Source organism: Cupriavidus sp. FW305-26 (assembly GCF_058787975.1).
This window is the reverse complement of sequence record NZ_JBYTAH010000006.1, coordinates 64,575-82,273: the sequence shown is the minus strand read 5'-3', so window position 1 is coordinate 82,273 and position 17,699 is coordinate 64,575. Positions and strand designations below refer to the sequence as shown.

Here is a 17,699-nt window from a genome sequence, read left to right as displayed (position 1 = left end):
TCCTCCAGGGTCGCGCCCAAGGGGGACGGCACGAGCCCTTACGGTCGCGGCAATTTCGCAGTCCATCCATGCCGCGCAACGAGTGTGAAACCACGGGATCCGGCAAGTGGCACGCCGGCCCGCAGCTGCGAACACAAAAAAGGGGAGTTTAAGGGAATTCGGACGCACTCGTGGTGCGAGGGCCGAATCCCCTTCGGGACAGCAGGTGATCAGGCCACGCGCGAGGCGACCGTGACCTTGGGCTGGTCCAGCCCGAAGCGCTCGCGCACCGAGCGCTCGATGCCGACCGCATCCAGGCCGCATTGCTGCAGCAGATAGGCCGGGTCGCCGTGGTCGACGAAGCGGTCGGGCAGGCCCAGCGTCAGCACCGGCTTGTCGATGCCGGCCTCGGCCAGTGCCTCCAGCACGGCGCTGCCGGCGCCGCCCATCACGCTGCCCTCTTCCACGGTCACCAGGTAGTCGTTCTCCGCGGCCAGGCGCTTGACCAGCTCCACGTCGAGCGGCTTGACGAAACGCATGTCGGCGACCGCGGCATCCAGCGCCTCGGCGGCACCCAGGGCCGGGTGCACCATCGAGCCGAACGCCAGGAAGCCCACGCGATGCCCCGCGCGCGCACCTCCCTCGCGGCGCATCACGCCCTTGCCGACCGGCACGGTGGTGAGCTCAGCGGCAATGGCCGCGCCCGGGCCGGAGCCGCGCGGATAGCGCACGGCGCTCGGGCACGCCTGGTGGAACGCCGTGGTCAGCAGCTGACGGCACTCGTTCTCGTCGGACGGCGTCATCACCATCATGTTTGGGATGCAGCGCAGGTAGGCGATATCGTAGGCACCCGCGTGCGTGGCGCCGTCGGCGCCGACCAGGCCGGCACGGTCCAGCGCGAACACCACCGGCAGGTTCTGCAGCGCCACGTCGTGGATCAGCTGGTCGTAGCCGCGCTGCAGGAAGGTCGAGTAGATCGCCACCACCGGCTTGAGACCCTCGCAGGCCAGGCCGCCGGCAAAGGTCACGGCGTGCTGCTCGGCGATGCCCACGTCGTAGTAGCGGTCCGGGAAGCGCCGCTCGAACTCGACCATGCCCGAGCCCTCGCGCATCGCCGGCGTAATGCCGACCAGGCGCTTGTCGGCTGCGGCCATGTCGCACAGCCAGTCGCCGAACACCTGCGTGTAGGTCTTGCGCGCCGGCTTGGCCGCCGGGCGGATGCCCTCGGCCGGGTTGAACTTGCCCGGGCCGTGGTAGAGGATCGGGTCGGCCTCGGCCAGCTTGTAGCCCTGGCCCTTCTTGGTCACCACGTGCAGGAACTGCGGGCCGGCGCCCTCGAGCGCGCGCTCGCGGATATTCTGCAGCGTCGGCACCAGCGAGTTCAGGTCGTGGCCGTCGATCGGGCCGATGTAGTTGAAGCCGAATTCCTCGAACAGCGTGGCCGGCACCATCATGCCCTTGGCATGTTCCTCGAAGCGCTTGGCGAACTCCAGCACCGGCGGCGCCACCGACAGGACCTTCTCGATGCCCTTCTTGGTGGCCGCGTAGAACTGGCCGCTCAAGAGCCGCGCCAGGTGGCGGTTGAGCGCGCCCACCGGCGGCGAGATCGACATGTCGTTGTCGTTGAGCACCACCACCAACGGCAGGTCCTTGTAGACGCCGGCGTTGTTCAGGGCCTCGAAGGCCATGCCCGCGGTCATGGCGCCGTCGCCGATCACCGCCACCGAGACGCGCTTCTCGCCCAGCGTGCGCGCACCGAGCGCCATGCCCAGCGCGGCCGAGATCGAGGTCGACGAATGCGCCGTGCCGAAGGTGTCGTATTCGCTCTCGCTGCGGCGCGGGAAGCCAGAGATGCCGCCCCACTGGCGCAGCGTGCCCATGCGCTCGCGGCGTCCGGTCAGGATCTTGTGCGGGTAGCTCTGGTGGCCCACGTCCCACACCAGCCGGTCGTCCGGGGTGTTGAAGACGTAGTGCAGCGCGATGGTCAACTCGACCGTGCCCAGGTTGGACGACAGGTGGCCGCCGGTCTGCGAGACCGACTCCAGCACATAGGCGCGCAGTTCGTCCGCCAGGGTCCGGAGCTCACGCCGGTCGAGCTTGCGCAGGTCTGCGGGGGCGTCAATCTTGTTGAGGAGTGCGTAGGTCATGATGTCCGTTCGGCCGGCTCTCTGTTTAGTGTGTGCGCAGCACGATCAGGTCCGCCAGGTCCCGCAGGCGGTCCGCGCGCTCGCCAAAGCCGGCCAGCGCCTCGTGTGCGTCGGCGCGCAGCGTCCCGGCCAGTGCGCGTGCCGGGTCAAGCCCCATCAGCGACACATAGGTCGGCTTGTCATGGGCGGCGTCCTTGCCGGCGGTCTTGCCCAGCGTGGCGGTATCGGCAGTGACGTCCAGAATATCGTCAACCACCTGGAACGCCAATCCCACTGCCGCCGCATAGCGATCCAGCGCGGCCAGGCCCTCGGCGTCGATTTCACCACATAGCGCACCCATGCGCACACTGGCGCGCAACAGCGCGCCGGTCTTCATGCGATGCATGGCCTCGAGCGCCTCGCGCGTCATGGCGCGGCCCACGTTCTGCAGGTCGATCGCCTGGCCGCCGGCCATTCCGGTCGAGCCCGACGCCAGCGCCAGCTCGGCCACCAGCTGCAGCCGCGCCGCGGGCGCGATCGCCCCGGCACCCGCCAGCACGATAAAGGCCTGGGTCTGCAGCGCGTCGCCAACCAGCAATGCGGTGGCCTCGTCATAGGCCTTGTGCACGGTGGGCCGGCCGCGGCGCAGGTCGTCGTCGTCCATGCAGGGCATGTCGTCGTGCACCAGCGAATAGGCGTGGATCATCTCCACCGCACATGCCGCCGCGTCGCAGGCGGCCGGAGCCGCCCCGCTGACCTCGCCGGCGGCATGCACCAGCAGCGGCCGCACGCGCTTGCCGCCGCTCAGTGCAGCATAGCGCATGGCTTCGTGCAGCGTATGCGGCACGGTCTCGGCAGCGGGCAGCGCCGCCTGCAGGGCGGCCTCGGTGCGGGCGCCCTGGGCCTGCATCCATTGGGCAAAGTCACTCATGCCTCGTCCGCCCCCAGTGCACCGTTGGCGCCATTGCCCTCGCCGGCCAGCGGCTTGAGCACGTCACCTTCCAGCACGCGGACCTGCTGCTCGACCCGCTCCAGCTTCTGCTGGCAGTAGCGCACCAGCTCGGCGCCGCGGCGGTAGGCCGCCAGCGATGCCTCCAGCGGCAGTTCGCCGCTTTCCATGCTGGCCACCAGCGTTTCCAGCTCGGCCATCGCCGCTTCGTAGGAAGCGGGCGGCGCCGATGCGCTGGTGTCGGCGGTGTTGTCGGTCTGGACCGGAGCGGTCGTCGTTTTTGGCATATCAGGACCTGGAATCAAGGACCCCGGGGGAAACCCGGATGGGGAAGCCCGGATTTTACGCCAAAGCGGGAGCTTGCCCCATCCTTGCGCACGGTCGGCGTGGACCTATCGGGGTGCACAAACCACAGAAGTGACTTGTGCGCTCGGGTCGTCTTTCCGAATGCGCCCGGTACGGCACCCCGATGACGACCCGGGTCGACTTTTTCGCTAAAAAGGCAAAAAAATCAGTCCCTTAACTTTTTGGGTCGGGTACAATCTCCCCCTCGCCGCCAGGGGGCTACCGGACCTTGCCGACCTGGCGGAAGTCTTTCCCAAATCGATTCAATTTTCGATGGTTGGGTTGTTCACTGCTTTCACCTGTTCATCTGGGAGTGGGGATAATGTCCAATCTCAGCACCGCGCTCAACCTGGCGCCGGCTGATTCGCAACTGCCCGTCGGCGTCTATTTCGACGAAGCGCTGCATCAACAAGAACTCGAACTGCTGTTCAGGAATGGCCCGGGCTATATCGGCCACGAGCTGATGGTTCCGGAAGTCGGCGACTACCACACGCTCAGGGCAGAGGACGAAGGCCGCATGCTGGTACGCAACGCCGCCGGCATCGAACTGATGTCCAACGTCTGCCGCCACCGCCAGGCCATCATGCTCAACGGCCGCGGCAATGCGCAGAACATCGTCTGCCCCCTGCACCGCTGGACCTACGACCTGAAGGGCGAGCTGCTCGGCGCGCCGCATTTCGACAAGCAACCCTGCCTGCACCTGAAGCGCTCGCCGCTGCAGAACTGGAACGGGCTGCTGTTCGACGGCAAGCGCGACGTGCGCGCCGACCTGGCCAGGCTGGGCGTGGCCCAGGACCTGAACTTCGACGGCTACATGCTGGACCACGTCGAGGTGCACGAGTGCGACTACAACTGGAAGACCTTTATCGAGGTCTACCTGGAGGACTACCACGTCGTGCCGTTCCACCCGGGGCTGGGCAGCTTCGTCTCGTGCGACGACCTCAAGTGGGAGTTCGGCGAGTGGCACAGCGTGCAGACCGTGGGCCTGCATGCCGGCCTGAAGCGCCCCGGCAGCCCGACCTACCAGAAATGGCACGACGCGGTGCTGCGCTTCAACGACGGCGTGCTGCCCAAGCACGGCGCGATCTGGCTGACCTACTACCCCAACATCATGGTGGAGTGGTACCCCAACGTGCTGGTGATCTCGACGCTGCACCCGGTCGGCCCGCGCAAGACGCGCAATGTGGTGGAGTTCTACTACCCCGAGGAAATCGCGCTGTTCGAGCGCGAGTTCGTCGAGGCCGAGCGCGCCGCCTACATGGAAACCTGCATCGAGGACGACGAGATCGCCGAACGCATGGATGCCGGCCGGCTGGCGCTGCTCAAGCGCGGCACCAGCGAAGTCGGGCCGTACCAGTCGCCGATGGAAGACGGCATGCAGCATTTCCATGAGTGGTATCGCCGCGCCATGGCTTACGCCGGCTAGTCCGGCGGACTAGTGCGATAACCGCACAACGCACGCAAGAACGGACCGCCCCTGGCGGTCCGTTTCCCTTTGGGACGCGAAGTGCGCTGCTAGAATCATTGTCCGGTGCCGGCAGCCACACCGCTTGCGCGACGCGAGGCCAGACACGAAGCCCGCCCGCGCGCCGGACGCCTCTCCTTCCCGCTTCGTTTCGCTTCACCGCGCCCCTCGCCATGCAATCGCTCTGGATGCTGTTCGCCGCCTTCGCCTTCTCGTTGATGGGGGTTGGCGTCAAGCTGGCATCCGATCTCTACACCACCGGCGAGATCGTCTTCTACCGCGGCCTGATCAGCGTGGTCATCATGTGGGTGCTGCTGTCCTCGCGCGGGATCCCGGTGCGCACGCCCTACATGCTGTCGCACATCAAGCGCAGCGTGTTCGGCGTGACCGCGCTGATGCTGTGGTTCACCTCGATCTCGCTGCTGCCGCTGGCCACCGCGATGACGCTGAACTACATGTCGCCGGTGTGGATCGCGCTGATCCTGGGCGCCGGCGCGGCGCTGGCCGGCACCGGCGGCAATGCCGACCGGCGCCTGGTGCTGGCGATCCTGCTGTCCTTTGCCGGCGTGATCTGCCTGCTGCAGCCTTCGGTCGGCAAGGACCAGCTGACCGGCGGCCTGGTCGGACTGATCTCGGGCATGTTCACGGCGCTGGCCTATGTCGAGGTGCGCCAGCTCGGCCAGCTGGGCGAGCCCGAGGGCCGCATCGTGTTCTATTTCTCGCTGGTCGGCATGATCGCCGGGCTGGTGTGGATGCTGCTGGGCGGCGTCAGCGCGCATACCTGGTACGGCGCCGGCCTGCTGCTGGCCATCGGCATCCTGGCCACGCTGGGCCAGACCGCGATGACGCGCGCCTACAAGCGCGGCAACACGCTGCTGACCGCCAACCTGCAATACGCCGGCATCGTCTTTTCCAGCGTGTGGGGCATGCTGATCTGGTCCGACCGGCTGAACTGGCTGTCGTGGCTGGGCATGGGGCTGATCATCGCCAGCGGCATCGCCACCACGCTGATGCGCGCGCGCCAGGGCACCGATGCCAAGCCCACGCCGGCCACGCCGGTCAAGTCGCCGGAGGCGGAAGTCCATCCCGAGGTGTAGCATCCCCTGGTGAACTAGACCCCTTTCCATCGATCGCAACAGGATTCCCATGCAGAAACCGCTGATTTCCGTCACCGCGCTGCAATCGCTGCTGGCCACCCCCGGCGGCTGCGTCGTGATCGACTGCAGCTTCGACCTGGCCGACCCGGCCGCCGGCCGCGAGGCCTACCGCACCGGCCACCTGCCCGGCGCCTTCTACCTGCACCTGGACAACGAGCTGTCCGGCCCCAAGACCGGCAGCAACGGCCGCCACCCCCTGCCCGACGCCGACGACCTGGTGGCGCGCCTGCAGGCGCTGGGCGTGGACGACGACACCCCGGTAGTGGCCTACGATGCGCAGGGCGGCATGTTCGCCGCGCGGCTGTGGTGGCTGTTGCGCTGGCTCGGCCACGATGCCGTGGCCGTGCTCGACGGCGGCAAGGACGCCTGGGTCAAGGCCGGCCTGCCGCTCGAACACGATGCCACGGAAGAGCCGGAATTGCCCGGCAAGTTCCAACGCCGCAAGTCGCTGGCGCCGACCGTCGACGCCGCCGCGCTGGTGGACAACCTCGAGCGCGCCTCGCTGCTGGTGGTGGATGCGCGCGCGCCCGACCGCTTCCGCGGCGAGAACGAGACGCTGGACCCGGTTGGCGGCCATATCCCCGGCGCGGTCAACCGCTTCTTCAAGGACAACCTGGGCGCGGACGGCCGCTTCAAGCCGGCCGAGACCCTGCGCGCGGAATTCGGCGCAGTGCTGGGTGCGCGCGCCCCGGCGCAGGCAGTGATGCAGTGCGGCTCCGGTGTCACGGCCTGCCACAACCTGCTGGCGCTGGAAGCGGCCGGCCTGGGCGGCGCGGCGCTGTACCCGGGATCATGGAGCGAATGGTGCGCCGATCCGGCGCGCCCGGTCGCTACCGGGGCCGCCTGAGGTCAGCGTGACGAGGCAATGGGCGCGGCGGGCGCAATATGGCCGTGCCCGCCGTGGCTGTGGCTCTCGTGCACGCCGTTGGTGATGAAGACGATCGCCGAGATGCCCGCGGCCACCAGCACCACCTGGATCGCCGACTCGCGCCAGCGCGGCTTGCGCTGCATCTGGGGCATCAGGTCGCTGACCGCGATATAGAGGAAGCTGCTGGCGGCAATCACCAGCACGTACGGAATCCAGCCGCTCAGCTGGTCGAGCAGGAAATACCCGACCACGCCGCCGGCGATGGCCGCCAGGCTCGACAGCAGGTTGAAGGCAAAGGCACGGGCCTTGGAGAAGCCGGCATTGAGCAGCACGATGAAGTCGCCGACTTCCTGCGGGATCTCGTGCGCCGCGATTGCCAGCGCGGTGACCACGCCGATATGCGGATCGGCCAGGAAGGCCGCCGCGATCACGATGCCGTCGGCAAAATTGTGGAAGGTGTCGCCGACCAGGATGGTCAGGCCGCTGCGCCCCGCTTCCTCGCGGTCATGGCCGTGGTGGTGGTGGTGCCCGTCGCCCTCGTGGTGGTGCGAGTGACGCAGCAGCGAGATCTTTTCCAGCAGGAAGAAGCCGAGCAGCCCCGCCAGCAGCGTGCCGAACAGCGCGCGCGGGTCGGCGCCGGACTCGAACGCCTCGGGCAGCGAATGCAGCAGCGCGGTGGCCAGCAGCACGCCCACTGAAAAGCTCACCATGCGCTCGACCACGCGGGACGCCACCGTCAGCGACAGCAGCGCCGCCCCGAAGATGCTGCCCACCCCCGAGATCGTGGCGGCGAGCAGGATATACAAAAGCGTCGAATGGATGATGGGCTCCCGGGGTGGCGGTACCGGGCGGCCCCGCCGTTCCGCCCGCATCGCGCCGGGCGGCTAACGCAACAATGTTGCAATAACTCAAAGGCCGCATTGTACGTATCCGCCGGGACTTTGCAATCCTGCTGTCGGGCGAGAGGCGCCTCGCGGCGCCGGGACGGCCGGATCAGGCCACGCCGTGCTGCCTGAACCAGTCCAGGCACTTCTGCCAGCCATCCCTGGCATCGGCTTCACGGTAGCTGGGCCGGTAATCGGCATGGAAGGCATGGCCGGACTCGGGATAGACGATAAAGCGCGAGGCCTTGGCGTCCGGGTCGGACGACGCCGCCAGCGCGGACTTCATCCTCTCCACCTGCTCCTGCGGGATGCCGGTGTCCTTGCCGCCATACAGGCCGAGTACCGGGGCATGGAGCTGGCCGACCAGGTCGATGGGATTCTTCGGCTTGAGCGGGGTCGGCTCGGGCGCCAGCTGGCCATACCAGGCCACGCCGGCCTTCAGGCGCTTGCTGTGCGCTGCATAGAGCCAGGTCATGCGCCCGCCCCAGCAGAAGCCGGTGATGGCCAGGCGCGACACGTCGCCGCCGTTGGCACCGGCCCAGGCCACCGCGGCGTCCAGGTCGCCCATCACCTGCGCGTCAGGCACCTTGGCAATCACCTCGCGCTGCAGCTCCTGGATGGTGCCGAAGCTCTGCGGATCGCCCTGGCGCGCGAACAGTTCCGGCCCGATCGCCAGGTAGCCCAGCTTGGCAAAGCGCCGGCACACGTCGGCGATATGCTCGTGCACGCCGAAGATCTCGCTGACCACCAGCACCACCGGCAGGTTCTTCTTGCCTTCGGGCTGGGCGCGGTAGGCCGGCATGCTGAAGCCGCCCGAGGGGATGGTGACCTCGCCGGCGCTCAGGCCGGCAAAGTCGGTCTTGATGGCCTGCTGGGCCATCACCGGCAGCGCGGCCGCCGCAAAGGCGGAACCCAGCGCCGTCTTGACAAAGCCGCGGCGGTCGAACGTCTGGCCGGGGACGAGGCTATCCACTTCCGGTTTGAGCATGCGTGTCTCCAGGATCGTTGGTGGCTGGGCCGGGATGCGGCGCCAGCGGCAGATTTTAAGCAGACATGGAGAAAACATGGGGCGGCCTTGCAGCCACCCCCGCACGCCACCAGCCCGCGCGGCATGGTGCAGCGCGGGAAGCCCCGGCCCGGCGCGCGTCAGTGCAGCTTGACGCGCGGGCTGGTCTTGCGGCGCAGCCAGTGCGAAACCGTGTCCAGCGCCATGCCCACGGCGCCGTGCAACGCCATCACATGCATCCGGTACAGCGACGTGTACATGACGCGCGCCATCAGCCCTTCGATGAACATCGAGCCGCCGATCAGCCCGCCCATCAGGCTGCCCACTGCGCTGAAATGCCCCAGCGACACCAGCGAGCCGAGATCCTTGAAGGCGAACGACGGCAGCGGGCGCCCGTCCAGCCGCGCGCGCAGCGCGCTGTAGAGGAAGGTGGCCTGCTGGTGCGCGGCCTGTGCGCGCGGCGGCACCGTGGTCTGCTTCTCGGCCCACGGGCAGCTGGCGCAGTCGCCGAAGGCGAAGATGTCCGGGTCGCCCTCGCTCTGCAGCGTCGGGCCGACCACGATCTGGCCCTGGCGGCTGACCGGCAGCCCCAGTGTGGCCAGCACCGGCGGCGCGGTGATGCCCGCCGCCCATACCGTCAGGTCGGCATCGATATGCTTGCCGCTGGCGGTCAGCACCGCCTGCGGCGTGACCTCGGTCACGCGCTCGCTGGTCAGGACATCGACGTCGAGCTTCTTCAGCAGCTTGGCGGTCTCGACCGAGACCCGCTCGGACAGCGCCGGCAGGATGCGCGGGCCGGCCTCGATCACGTGGATATGCACATCGCGGCGCGGATCAAGCTGGTGCAGGCCGTAGGCGCTGAGCACGTGCGCGGTGTTGCGCAGTTCGGCCGACAGCTCCACGCCGGTGGCGCCCGCGCCAATGATGGCCACGTCAACGCGCGGCCGGCCGTCCGCGCCCACGCGCCCGCGCCCGTTCTGGGCCCGCACGCAGGCCGCGATCAGGCGCTTGCGGAAGCGCTCGGCCTGCGCCACGACGTCCAGTGCGATGGCATTCTCGGCCGCGCCGGGCACGCCGAAGAAATGCGTGACGCAGCCGATCGCCAGCACCAGCGTGTCATAGGGCAGCTCGCGCGCCGGCAGCAGTTCGGCGCCGTCCTCGTCGAAGCTGGCCGACACCGAGATGGTCTTGCGGATGCGGTCGATGCCGGTCAGCTCGCCCAGCTGGAACTCGAAGTGATGCCAGCGCGCCTGCGCCGCGTATTCCAGCTGGTGCGTGTTGGGGTCCATGCTGCCGGCTGCCACTTCATGCAGCAGCGGCTTCCAGATGTGGGTGGGCAGGCGGTCCACCAGCACCACCTGCGCCTGCCCCTTGCGGCCGAGCTTGTCGCCCAGCTTCGTTACCAGTTCCAGCCCCCCTGCTCCCCCACCGACGACAACGATGCGAGGCGTCCTTGTTTCTGTCATGGTCTACCTGATGCGTTTTTGTAAATTCTTGCCTGAGGCGTTTGCCACAGTCTGCTGCATTGCAGCATAACTGGCAAGCCGGTAAGCCTGACTCGGCAGTCGCTTCATTCGATACCACAACGCATGGGCGGCGCAGGCTGGCTGACAGGCGGCCTCGTCAGTGCGCTTCTTCCCAGTTGGCGCCGCTGCCCACTTCGGCCACCAGCGGCACGCGCAGCTGCGCCACCGAGCACATCAGCTCCGGCAGCCGCACCTTGACCAGCTCCAGCTCATGCTCCGGCACCTCCAACACCAGTTCATCGTGCACCTGCATGATCTGGCGCGTCTGCAGCCCGTCGCGCTCCAGCCAGCCCTGCACCGCGATCATCGACAGCTTGATCAGGTCGGCGGCGGTGCCCTGCATCGGCGCGTTGATGGCGGCGCGCTCGGCGGCCTGCCGGCGCGGGCCGCTGCCGCCGTTGATGTCGGGCAGCCACAGCCGGCGGCCGAACACGGTCTCGACATAGCCTTGCTCGCGCGCGGTCTGCCGGGTCTCTTCCATGTAGTGGGCCACGCCCGGGTAGCGCATGAAATAGCGGTCGATGTAGTGCTTTGCGGCCTCGCGCTCGATACCCAGGTTGCCGGCCAGGCCGAACGCGCTCATGCCGTAGATCAGGCCGAAGTTGATCACCTTGGCGTAGCGGCGCTGCTCGCTGCTGACGGCCTCGCGCTCCACGCCGAAGATCTCGCCGGCCGTGGCGCGGTGGATGTCCTCGCCGTTGGCAAAGGCGCGCAGCAGGTTCTCGTCGCCCGAGATATGGGCCATGATGCGCAGCTCGATCTGCGAGTAGTCGGCCGACACGATCACGCTGCCGGGCTCGGCGATAAAGGCTTCGCGGATGCGGCGGCCCTCCTCGGTGCGCACCGGGATGTTCTGCAGGTTGGGCTCGGTCGACGCCAGCCGGCCGGTCACCGCGGTGGCCTGGCCGTAGCTGGTGTGCACGCGGCCGGTCTGCGGGTTGACCATCTTGGGCAGCTTGTCGGTATAGGTGGACTTGAGCTTGGCCAGGCCGCGGTAGTCCAGCAGCAGCTTGGGCAGCGGGTAGTCCTCGGCCAGCTTCTGCAGCACCTCTTCGTCGGTCGAGGGCGCGCCGCTGGCGGTCTTCTTCACCACCGGCAGCTTCATCTGGCTGAACAGGATCTCGCCGATCTGCTTGGGCGAGCCCAGGTTGAAGGGCTGGCCGGCGGCCTCGTAGGCGGCCTGCTCCAGCGCCAGCATGCGCTGGCCCAACTCGGCGCTCTGCGCGGCCAGGCGTTCGGCATCGATCAGCACGCCGTTGCGCTCGACCTTCTGCAGCACCACCGAGACCGGCATCTCGATCTCTTCATACACGCGGCGCAGGCCCGCCGCGGCTTCCACCTGCGGGAACATCTTGCGGTGCAGGCGCAGGGTCACGTCAGCGTCTTCGGCAGCGTATTCGGTGGCGCGCGCCAGGTCGATCTGGTCGAAGCCGATCTGGCTGGCGCCCTTGCCGCACACCTCTTCATAGGTGATGGTCTTCAGGCTCAGCAGGCGCTCGGCCAGGCTGTCCATGCCATGGTTGCGATGCGAGGCCAGCACGTAGCTCTGCAGCATGGTGTCGTGCGCCACGCCGCGCAGCTTCACGCCATGGTTGGCAAAGACATGGACGTCGTACTTGAGGTTCTGGCCCAGCTTCGGGCGGCTGGCATCTTCCAGCCATGCGCGCATGCGCCCCAGCACGAACTCGCGCGACAGCTGGCCGTGGTCGGGCAGCCCGGCCACGTCCGGGCCACGGTGCGCCACCGGGATATAGCAGGCTACGCCCGGCTCGACCGACAGCGAGATGCCGACCAGCTGCGCCTGCATCGGGTCCAGCGAGGTGGTCTCGGTGTCGATGGCCACCAGCGGCGCGGCCTCGATGCGCCGCATCCAGTCTTCCAGCTGGGCTTCGGTGCTGACCGTGTCGTAGCGGATCTCGGTCGGCGCGACCTGGTCCGCTGCCGGTGCCTCGGCTGCGCCGGCCGTGGCCGGCACATCGAACAGGCCGCCTTGCGCCGGCGCGGCGGCCGCGCGGGCGCGGGCCTGGGCGCGGGCATCGGGCAGGCTTTCGCCGGTCGCTTCGCGCAGCCAGGTCTTGAAGCCGTAGCGCGAGAAAAACGCTACCAGCTTGTCCTTGTCCTCGCCCGTTTCGCGCAGCGCGTGGAAGTCCGCCACCGCGGCGGAGAGGTCGCAGTCGGTCTTGACCGTGACCAGCTGGCGCGCCATCGGCAGCCAGTCCAGCGTATTGCGCAGGTTCTCGCCGACCACGCCCTTGATACCGGGGGCGGCGGCGATCACGCCGTCGAGCGAGCCATGCTCGGCCAGCCATTTGACCGCGGTCTTGGGGCCCACCTTGGGCACGCCCGGCACGTTGTCGACCGCATCACCGATCAGCGACAGGTAGTCGATGATGCGCTCGGGCGGCACGCCGAACTTGGCAACCACGCCAGGGGGATCGAGCACCTCGCCGCTCATGGTGTTGACCAGCGTGACCTGGTCGTTGACCAGCTGCGCCAGGTCCTTGTCGCCGGTGGACACCACCGTGCGCACGCCCTGCTCCGTGGCCTGGCGCGACAGCGTGCCGATCACGTCGTCGGCCTCCACGCCATCAACCACCACGATCGGCCAGCCCATGGCGCGCACGGCCTCATGGATCGGCTCGATCTGGCGCGCCAGGTCTTCCGGCATCGACGGGCGATGTTCCTTGTAGGCCGGATACATGTCGTCGCGGAAGGTCTTGCCCTTGGCGTCGAACACGCAGGCGCTATACTCTGCCGGGTAGTCGTTGCGCAACTTGCGCAGCATGTTGATCATGCCGTAGATTGCCCCTGTGGGCAGACCCTCCCCATTCCTCAGGTCCGGCAGAGCGTGATAAGCGCGATACAGATAGCTCGATCCATCGACGAGCAAGAGTGTTTTTGGACTATCCGACATTCCCATGGACTCAAAATTGACTGGTGCCGCTGCAGGCGGTGCCTCGACCGCCCCCCTTGCTGACCCGGATGTTTCCGACATTTCCGGCGATACCGTACAACCCCCGCCGGAGGCTGCTTCCGAGCACGCCGCGGCCATCGCCGCGGCGGCCGATGCTGCTGCCGCGGGCAATCCGCCCGAAGTTGCTGCTGAAAAGGCCGCTGCTGCGGCCGCGCGCGCCAATCCGCGCAAGATGATCCCCAGCCTGCGTGCGCTGGCCGACGAAGACCGCGCTACCGCAAAGAAGGCGCGCGCCTCGTGGCAAATGTTCACGATTATGGCAGAGTTCATCGAGGCCACCGAGTACCTCTCCGAGATCCGCCCGGCCGTGTCGATCTACGGCAGCGCGCGCCTGCGCGAGGATTCGCCGTACTACCAGCGCACCATCGAGATCGCCCGGCTGTTTTCGGACGCCGGCTTTGCCGTGATCTCCGGCGGCGGCCCCGGCATCATGGAAGCGGCCAACAAGGGCGCGCATGCCGGCAAGTCCGCCAGCGTCGGCCTGAACATCGAACTGCCGCACGAGCAGCAGGGCAATCCGTACCAGGACATTGCCATGCGCTTTCGCCACTTCTTCACGCGCAAGGTCACCTTCGTCAAGAATTCGGACGCCTTTATCGTGATGCCGGGCGGCTTCGGCACGCTCGACGAGCTGGCCGAGGTGCTGACGCTGGTGCAGACCGGCAAGTCGCGCTCGGTGCCGGTGATCATGTTCGGCAGCCGCTTCTGGAAGGGCCTGCTGGACTGGTTCCGCTTCACGCTGCTGCCGATGGGCCTGATCGCCGAGCACGACCTGGACCTGATGAAGATCGTCGACGAACCGCACGAAGTGCTGGAAGCGGTCTACGACTACTACGAGCAGCGCGGCGGCGACAAGCCGATTCCGCCCAAGGAAGAGATGTTTTACCTGTAAGGCATGGACGCCGGGGCGCGCGGCGCCAAGCCACGTACCCGGCACCCGGCGCCCGTTGCGCAGGTGCCCCCCGGGGCACGGCAGCGGCCTGCGCACGGCAGGAATTGCTAGAATGGAACCTGTCCGTCTGCCAAGCCCGGCGCCGCCGGGTTGCAGTCCAACCGCTGCATGCCGCGGGGTTGCGCGCAAGCTGCGCCGCAGCCCCGCACAGGAGCACCTGATGACCTCCCCCTCCACCGCCCGCTCGGTCCGGCCCACGCGGTCTTCCGCCGTGGCCGGCGAGCCTGAATCGCCTGCCAGGCGGTCCGTGTCCAGCCTCGCCGCCGTGGCCGCCGCCGCGCTGGCGCTGGCTTCCGGCTGGGCCGTCGCGCAGGAAAGCAATGCGCTGACGCAGCAGGAGCTGAACCAGATCAACAACCAGCCGATCGCCCCGACGGCCAAGTCGCAACTGAACCAGCCGCGCCAGCCGAGCTTCCAGCTCAATGAACGCGATGGCACCCAGGTGCGCGAGTACCGCGACAAGGGACGGGCCACCGATATCCAGGTCAGGTCGGGTTTCGGCACTAAATACGAGATGAGCAAGCCGGAAGACAGCTCGCCCAAGATCCGCGAGCACGATGTCAACCGCGTGCCTTCGGTCAACCTGAAGTTCTGAGTTCGCTTGCCCACGGCCTGGCGTAAGCCCCAGGCCGCGCCGGCCCTCCGGCAGTGTCATGCCGCGGCGGCGGCCCGGACTTTGTCCGGAACCGGTGCCCGCCGCTTTCCGATTCGCTTCACACAACGAGTATGGCCGTATTCACCACGGTCTCGCAGGACGAGATCGCCCGCTGGCTGCTGGATTTCAACCTTGGCGAAGTGCGCGAGCTGCGCGGCATCGCCTCGGGCATCGAGAACAGCAATTTCTTCCTCACCACGGAGCACGATGGCCAGACGCGCCAGTATGTGCTGACCATTTTCGAGCGGCTCACGTTCGCGCAGCTGCCGTACTACCTGCACCTGATGGCGCACCTGGCCGAGCGCGGCATCCGCGTGCCCGCGCCGATCCCGGCACGCGACGGCGAGATCCTGCGCCCGCTCAAGGGCAAGCCCGCCACCATCGTCACGCGCCTGCCGGGCGCATCGCAACTGGCGCCCGACGCGCAGCACTGCGCTGAAGTGGGCGACATGCTGGCACGCATGCACCTGGCCGGCCAGGACTATCCGCGCCAGCAGCCCAACCTGCGCAGCCTGCCCTGGTGGCGGCAGACCGAGCCTGAGATCCTGCCCTTCCTGGATGCCGGCCAGCGCGCGCTGCTGCAGCAGGAGATCGCCCACCAGGCCGCCTTCTTCGCCAGCACGGACTACGCCGGCCTGGGCTCGGGCCCGTGCCACTGCGACCTGTTCCGCGACAACGCGCTGTTCGAGGAAGACGGCAGCGGACGCCACCGCCTGGGCGGCTTTTTCGACTTCTACTTCGCCGGCAACGACAAGTGGCTGTTCGATGTGGCAGTCACCGTCAACGACTGGTGCATCGACCTGGCCAGCGGCGAACTCGACCCCGCGCGCACGCAGGCCCTGCTGCGGGCTTATCATGCCGTGAGGCCGCTGACCGCCACCGAGGCCGCGCGCTGGCAGGACATGCTGCGCGCGGGTGCGCTGCGCTTCTGGGTATCGCGACTGTGGGACTTCTACCTGCCGCGCGAGGCCGACATGCTGCAACCGCACGACCCGACCCATTTCGAACGCATCCTGCGCCGGCGCATCGGCGCGGACCCTGCAAGCGCCCCGCTCCCCTGGATCTGATCCGTATGCAACTACTGGAAGTCCCTGCCAAGGAAGGCTACACCTGGTTCCGCCAGGGCATCTGGCTGTTCCGCAAGAACCCGCTGACCTTCCTGATGCTGCTGTTCGTCTACCTGATCGCCGCGCAGCTGGCCATCGTGGTGCCGCTGATCGGCATCATCGCGCTGCTGGTGGTCACCCCCGGCCTGTCGGTCGGCGTGATGACCGCATGCCGCGACGTGATCCAGAACAAGCGGGTGATGCCCACCGTGCTGCTGGCGGGTTTCCGCGCCAACGGCAAGGAAGCCACGCGCAACCTGCTGGTGCTGGGCGGCATCTACGCCGGGCTGGTGTTCATGCTGGGGCTGATCGCCGGCTCGGTGGTCGACATGAGCGCGCTGGTGCCGATCGTGCTGAAGGAAGAAGCGCCGACCGCCGAAGCGGTGCGCCAGCTGTACTACGCCATGCTGATCGGCGCGCTGCTGTACACGCCGATCGCGATGATGTTCTGGTTCGCGCCGCTGCTGGCAGCCTGGCACGGCGTGCCGCCGGTCAAGGCACTGTTCTTCAGCTGGACCGCGTGCTGGCGCAACCGCGGCGCCTTCCTCACCTACGCGGTGCTGTTCGCGATGCTGCTGGTGGCGATCCCGTTCTTCCTGGAGGCGGTGTTCAGCGCCTTCGGCGCGGAGACGGTGCTGTCGTTCCTGGTCACGCCATATTCGCTGCTGATGCTGGCGATCCTGTACTGCTCGTTCTATGCGACGTACCGGGGCTGCTTCAACGTGACGCCGCCGGGGGTAGATCCGACCGCGCCGGCAACTCCCGGGGCCTGAACAACGGGCGCTCGCTGCGCGATCGTGTGCTCCCTCTCCCGCTTGCGGGAGAGGGAGCACACCGCCCTCACGGCCTATTCGCAGAACGTCTTCACCATCTCGTCCGCTGCCAGGCGCAGGTCCGGCACGAATCCCATCAGCTGGTCCATCGTCATGCGCGCCATCGGCACCTGCACGGCAATCGCCGCGCAGGCGCGGCTCCGGTTGCGCATCACCGGCACCGCGACCGCGATCATGCCTTCCAGGTTTTCCTGATTGTTGACCCCCAGGCGCCGCTGCCGTGTCTCGGCCAGTTCCGCGTGCAAGGCCTCGGCATTGGTAATGGTGTGCGCCGAATGCGCGCGCAGCGGCAGGCTGGCGACCAGGCGCTGGCGCTGCGCGCTCGGCAGGAACGCCAGCAGCAGCTTGCCGCTGGCGGTGCAGTGCAGCGGCACCCGCGAGCCCGGCTGCAGGTGCATGCGCAGCGGCCATTGCGTTTCCACGCGGTCCAGGTAGACCACGTCGTCGCCGGACAGCATGGTCAGGTTGCAGGTCTCACCGATCTTGTCGACCAGCTGCTGCAGGATCGCATGGCGCGCCGCCGCCGGACCTGCCTGCATCAGCACATTGACGGCCAGCTGCCGCACGCGCGACGAGCACTCGTAGTGGCGGTTGCCGGCAGTGCGCGACACCAGCCAAGTGCTTTCAAGCTGCTTGAGGATGCGGTGGACGGTCTGCTTCGGCAGCTCGATCGCCTGCACGATGGCCGCCAGCGACAGCGGTCCGTCGGCCGCGGACAGGATCTCGAGAATGCGGAAGGCGCGCACGGCGGCGGCATTCGAATGATTGCTCATGGATCAAATTTAAAGGATTCCGGGACGCATGGCCGTCCCGAAAACTGAATTCTCGATCGCACCCCGGCTGCGCGCTCGCGAAAGCGCACAAATTGGGACGG

The 17,699-nt window shown here is 67.8% G+C and carries 15 protein-coding genes; 7 read left to right on the top strand and 8 right to left on the bottom strand.

The features are described 5' to 3' along the window. Nucleotides 1-209: 209 nt before the first annotated feature. The 3 genes from dxs to AC3WQZ_RS06025 are packed head-to-tail and all read right to left on the bottom strand — an operon-like array spanning nucleotide 210 to nucleotide 3,341. Nucleotides 210-2,126: a 1-deoxy-D-xylulose-5-phosphate synthase gene (gene dxs, locus AC3WQZ_RS06035; protein ID WP_492300163.1), complete on the bottom strand. Its 1,917-nt coding sequence runs from the start codon at nucleotides 2,124-2,126 to the stop codon at nucleotides 210-212. Between the two features lie 25 nt (nucleotides 2,127-2,151). Beyond that, a complete protein-coding gene (locus AC3WQZ_RS06030) occupies nucleotides 2,152-3,036 on the bottom strand; it encodes a polyprenyl synthetase family protein (protein ID WP_010813642.1) in 885 nt (294 codons plus the stop codon). Beyond that, nucleotides 3,033-3,341, bottom strand: a complete 309-nt coding sequence (locus AC3WQZ_RS06025; RefSeq protein ID WP_010813643.1) for an exodeoxyribonuclease VII small subunit — start codon at nucleotides 3,339-3,341, stop codon at nucleotides 3,033-3,035. The genes AC3WQZ_RS06030 and AC3WQZ_RS06025 overlap by 4 nt, the downstream gene beginning before the upstream one ends. 380 nt (nucleotides 3,342-3,721) lie before the next feature. Between AC3WQZ_RS06025 and AC3WQZ_RS06020 the strand changes: the two genes are divergently transcribed. The 3 genes from AC3WQZ_RS06020 (at nucleotide 3,722) to AC3WQZ_RS06010 (ending at nucleotide 6,868) form a co-directional block, all read left to right on the top strand. After that, nucleotides 3,722-4,825, top strand: coding sequence for an aromatic ring-hydroxylating oxygenase subunit alpha (locus AC3WQZ_RS06020; RefSeq protein ID WP_035815796.1), 1,104 nt, complete (start codon nucleotides 3,722-3,724; stop codon nucleotides 4,823-4,825). Between the two features lie 212 nt (nucleotides 4,826-5,037). Further along, complete coding sequence (locus AC3WQZ_RS06015; RefSeq protein ID WP_010813645.1) at nucleotides 5,038-5,961, top strand: DMT family transporter; 924 nt, start codon at nucleotides 5,038-5,040, stop codon at nucleotides 5,959-5,961. Nucleotides 5,962-6,010: 49 nt separating this feature from the next. Then, entirely contained in the window at nucleotides 6,011-6,868 is an 858-nt protein-coding gene (locus AC3WQZ_RS06010) for a sulfurtransferase (RefSeq protein ID WP_010813646.1), read from the top strand. Between the two features lie 2 nt (nucleotides 6,869-6,870). Here the strand turns inward: AC3WQZ_RS06010 and AC3WQZ_RS06005 are convergent, their stop codons facing one another. The 4 genes from AC3WQZ_RS06005 to polA all read right to left on the bottom strand — a co-directional run bounded on the left by AC3WQZ_RS06005 (nucleotide 6,871) and on the right by polA (nucleotide 13,219). After that, nucleotides 6,871-7,761: a ZIP family metal transporter gene (locus AC3WQZ_RS06005; protein ID WP_011615804.1), complete on the bottom strand. Its 891-nt coding sequence runs from the start codon at nucleotides 7,759-7,761 to the stop codon at nucleotides 6,871-6,873. 121 nt (nucleotides 7,762-7,882) lie between these two features. Next, a complete protein-coding gene (locus AC3WQZ_RS06000) occupies nucleotides 7,883-8,761 on the bottom strand; it encodes a dienelactone hydrolase family protein (RefSeq protein ID WP_010813648.1) in 879 nt (292 codons plus the stop codon). Nucleotides 8,762-8,919: 158 nt separating this feature from the next. Next, nucleotides 8,920-10,245 carry an NAD(P)/FAD-dependent oxidoreductase gene (locus AC3WQZ_RS05995; RefSeq protein WP_058696656.1) on the bottom strand — a complete coding sequence of 442 codons (1,326 nt, stop codon included), beginning with the start codon at nucleotides 10,243-10,245 and terminating at the stop codon, nucleotides 8,920-8,922. A 157-nt stretch (nucleotides 10,246-10,402) separates the two neighbouring features. Continuing rightward, nucleotides 10,403-13,219 carry a DNA polymerase I gene (gene polA / locus AC3WQZ_RS05990; RefSeq protein WP_492300162.1) on the bottom strand — a complete coding sequence of 939 codons (2,817 nt, stop codon included), beginning with the start codon at nucleotides 13,217-13,219 and terminating at the stop codon, nucleotides 10,403-10,405. A gap of 4 nt (nucleotides 13,220-13,223) precedes the next feature. On the opposite strand from polA, the gene AC3WQZ_RS05985 reads away from it, so the two are divergent. The 4 genes from AC3WQZ_RS05985 (at nucleotide 13,224) to AC3WQZ_RS05970 (ending at nucleotide 16,765) form a co-directional block, all read left to right on the top strand. After that, nucleotides 13,224-14,171 carry an LOG family protein gene (locus AC3WQZ_RS05985; protein ID WP_011615808.1) on the top strand — a complete coding sequence of 316 codons (948 nt, stop codon included), beginning with the start codon at nucleotides 13,224-13,226 and terminating at the stop codon, nucleotides 14,169-14,171. Between the two features lie 220 nt (nucleotides 14,172-14,391). Next, nucleotides 14,392-14,826 carry a membrane protein gene (locus AC3WQZ_RS05980; protein ID WP_010813652.1) on the top strand — a complete coding sequence of 145 codons (435 nt, stop codon included), beginning with the start codon at nucleotides 14,392-14,394 and terminating at the stop codon, nucleotides 14,824-14,826. 131 nt (nucleotides 14,827-14,957) lie between these two features. After that, nucleotides 14,958-15,953 (top strand): homoserine kinase, encoded by a 996-nt coding sequence (locus AC3WQZ_RS05975; RefSeq protein WP_058696658.1) that lies wholly within the window; start codon nucleotides 14,958-14,960, stop codon nucleotides 15,951-15,953. A 5-nt stretch (nucleotides 15,954-15,958) separates the two neighbouring features. After that, on the top strand, nucleotides 15,959-16,765 hold the full coding sequence (locus AC3WQZ_RS05970; RefSeq protein ID WP_010813654.1) for a BPSS1780 family membrane protein: 807 nt from the start codon (nucleotides 15,959-15,961) through the stop codon (nucleotides 16,763-16,765). 74 nt (nucleotides 16,766-16,839) lie between these two features. Here AC3WQZ_RS05970 and AC3WQZ_RS05965 read toward each other — a convergent pair whose 3' ends face one another. Continuing rightward, nucleotides 16,840-17,598 carry an IclR family transcriptional regulator gene (locus tag AC3WQZ_RS05965; RefSeq protein WP_010813655.1) on the bottom strand — a complete coding sequence of 253 codons (759 nt, stop codon included), beginning with the start codon at nucleotides 17,596-17,598 and terminating at the stop codon, nucleotides 16,840-16,842. Nucleotides 17,599-17,699 lie beyond the last annotated feature (101 nt).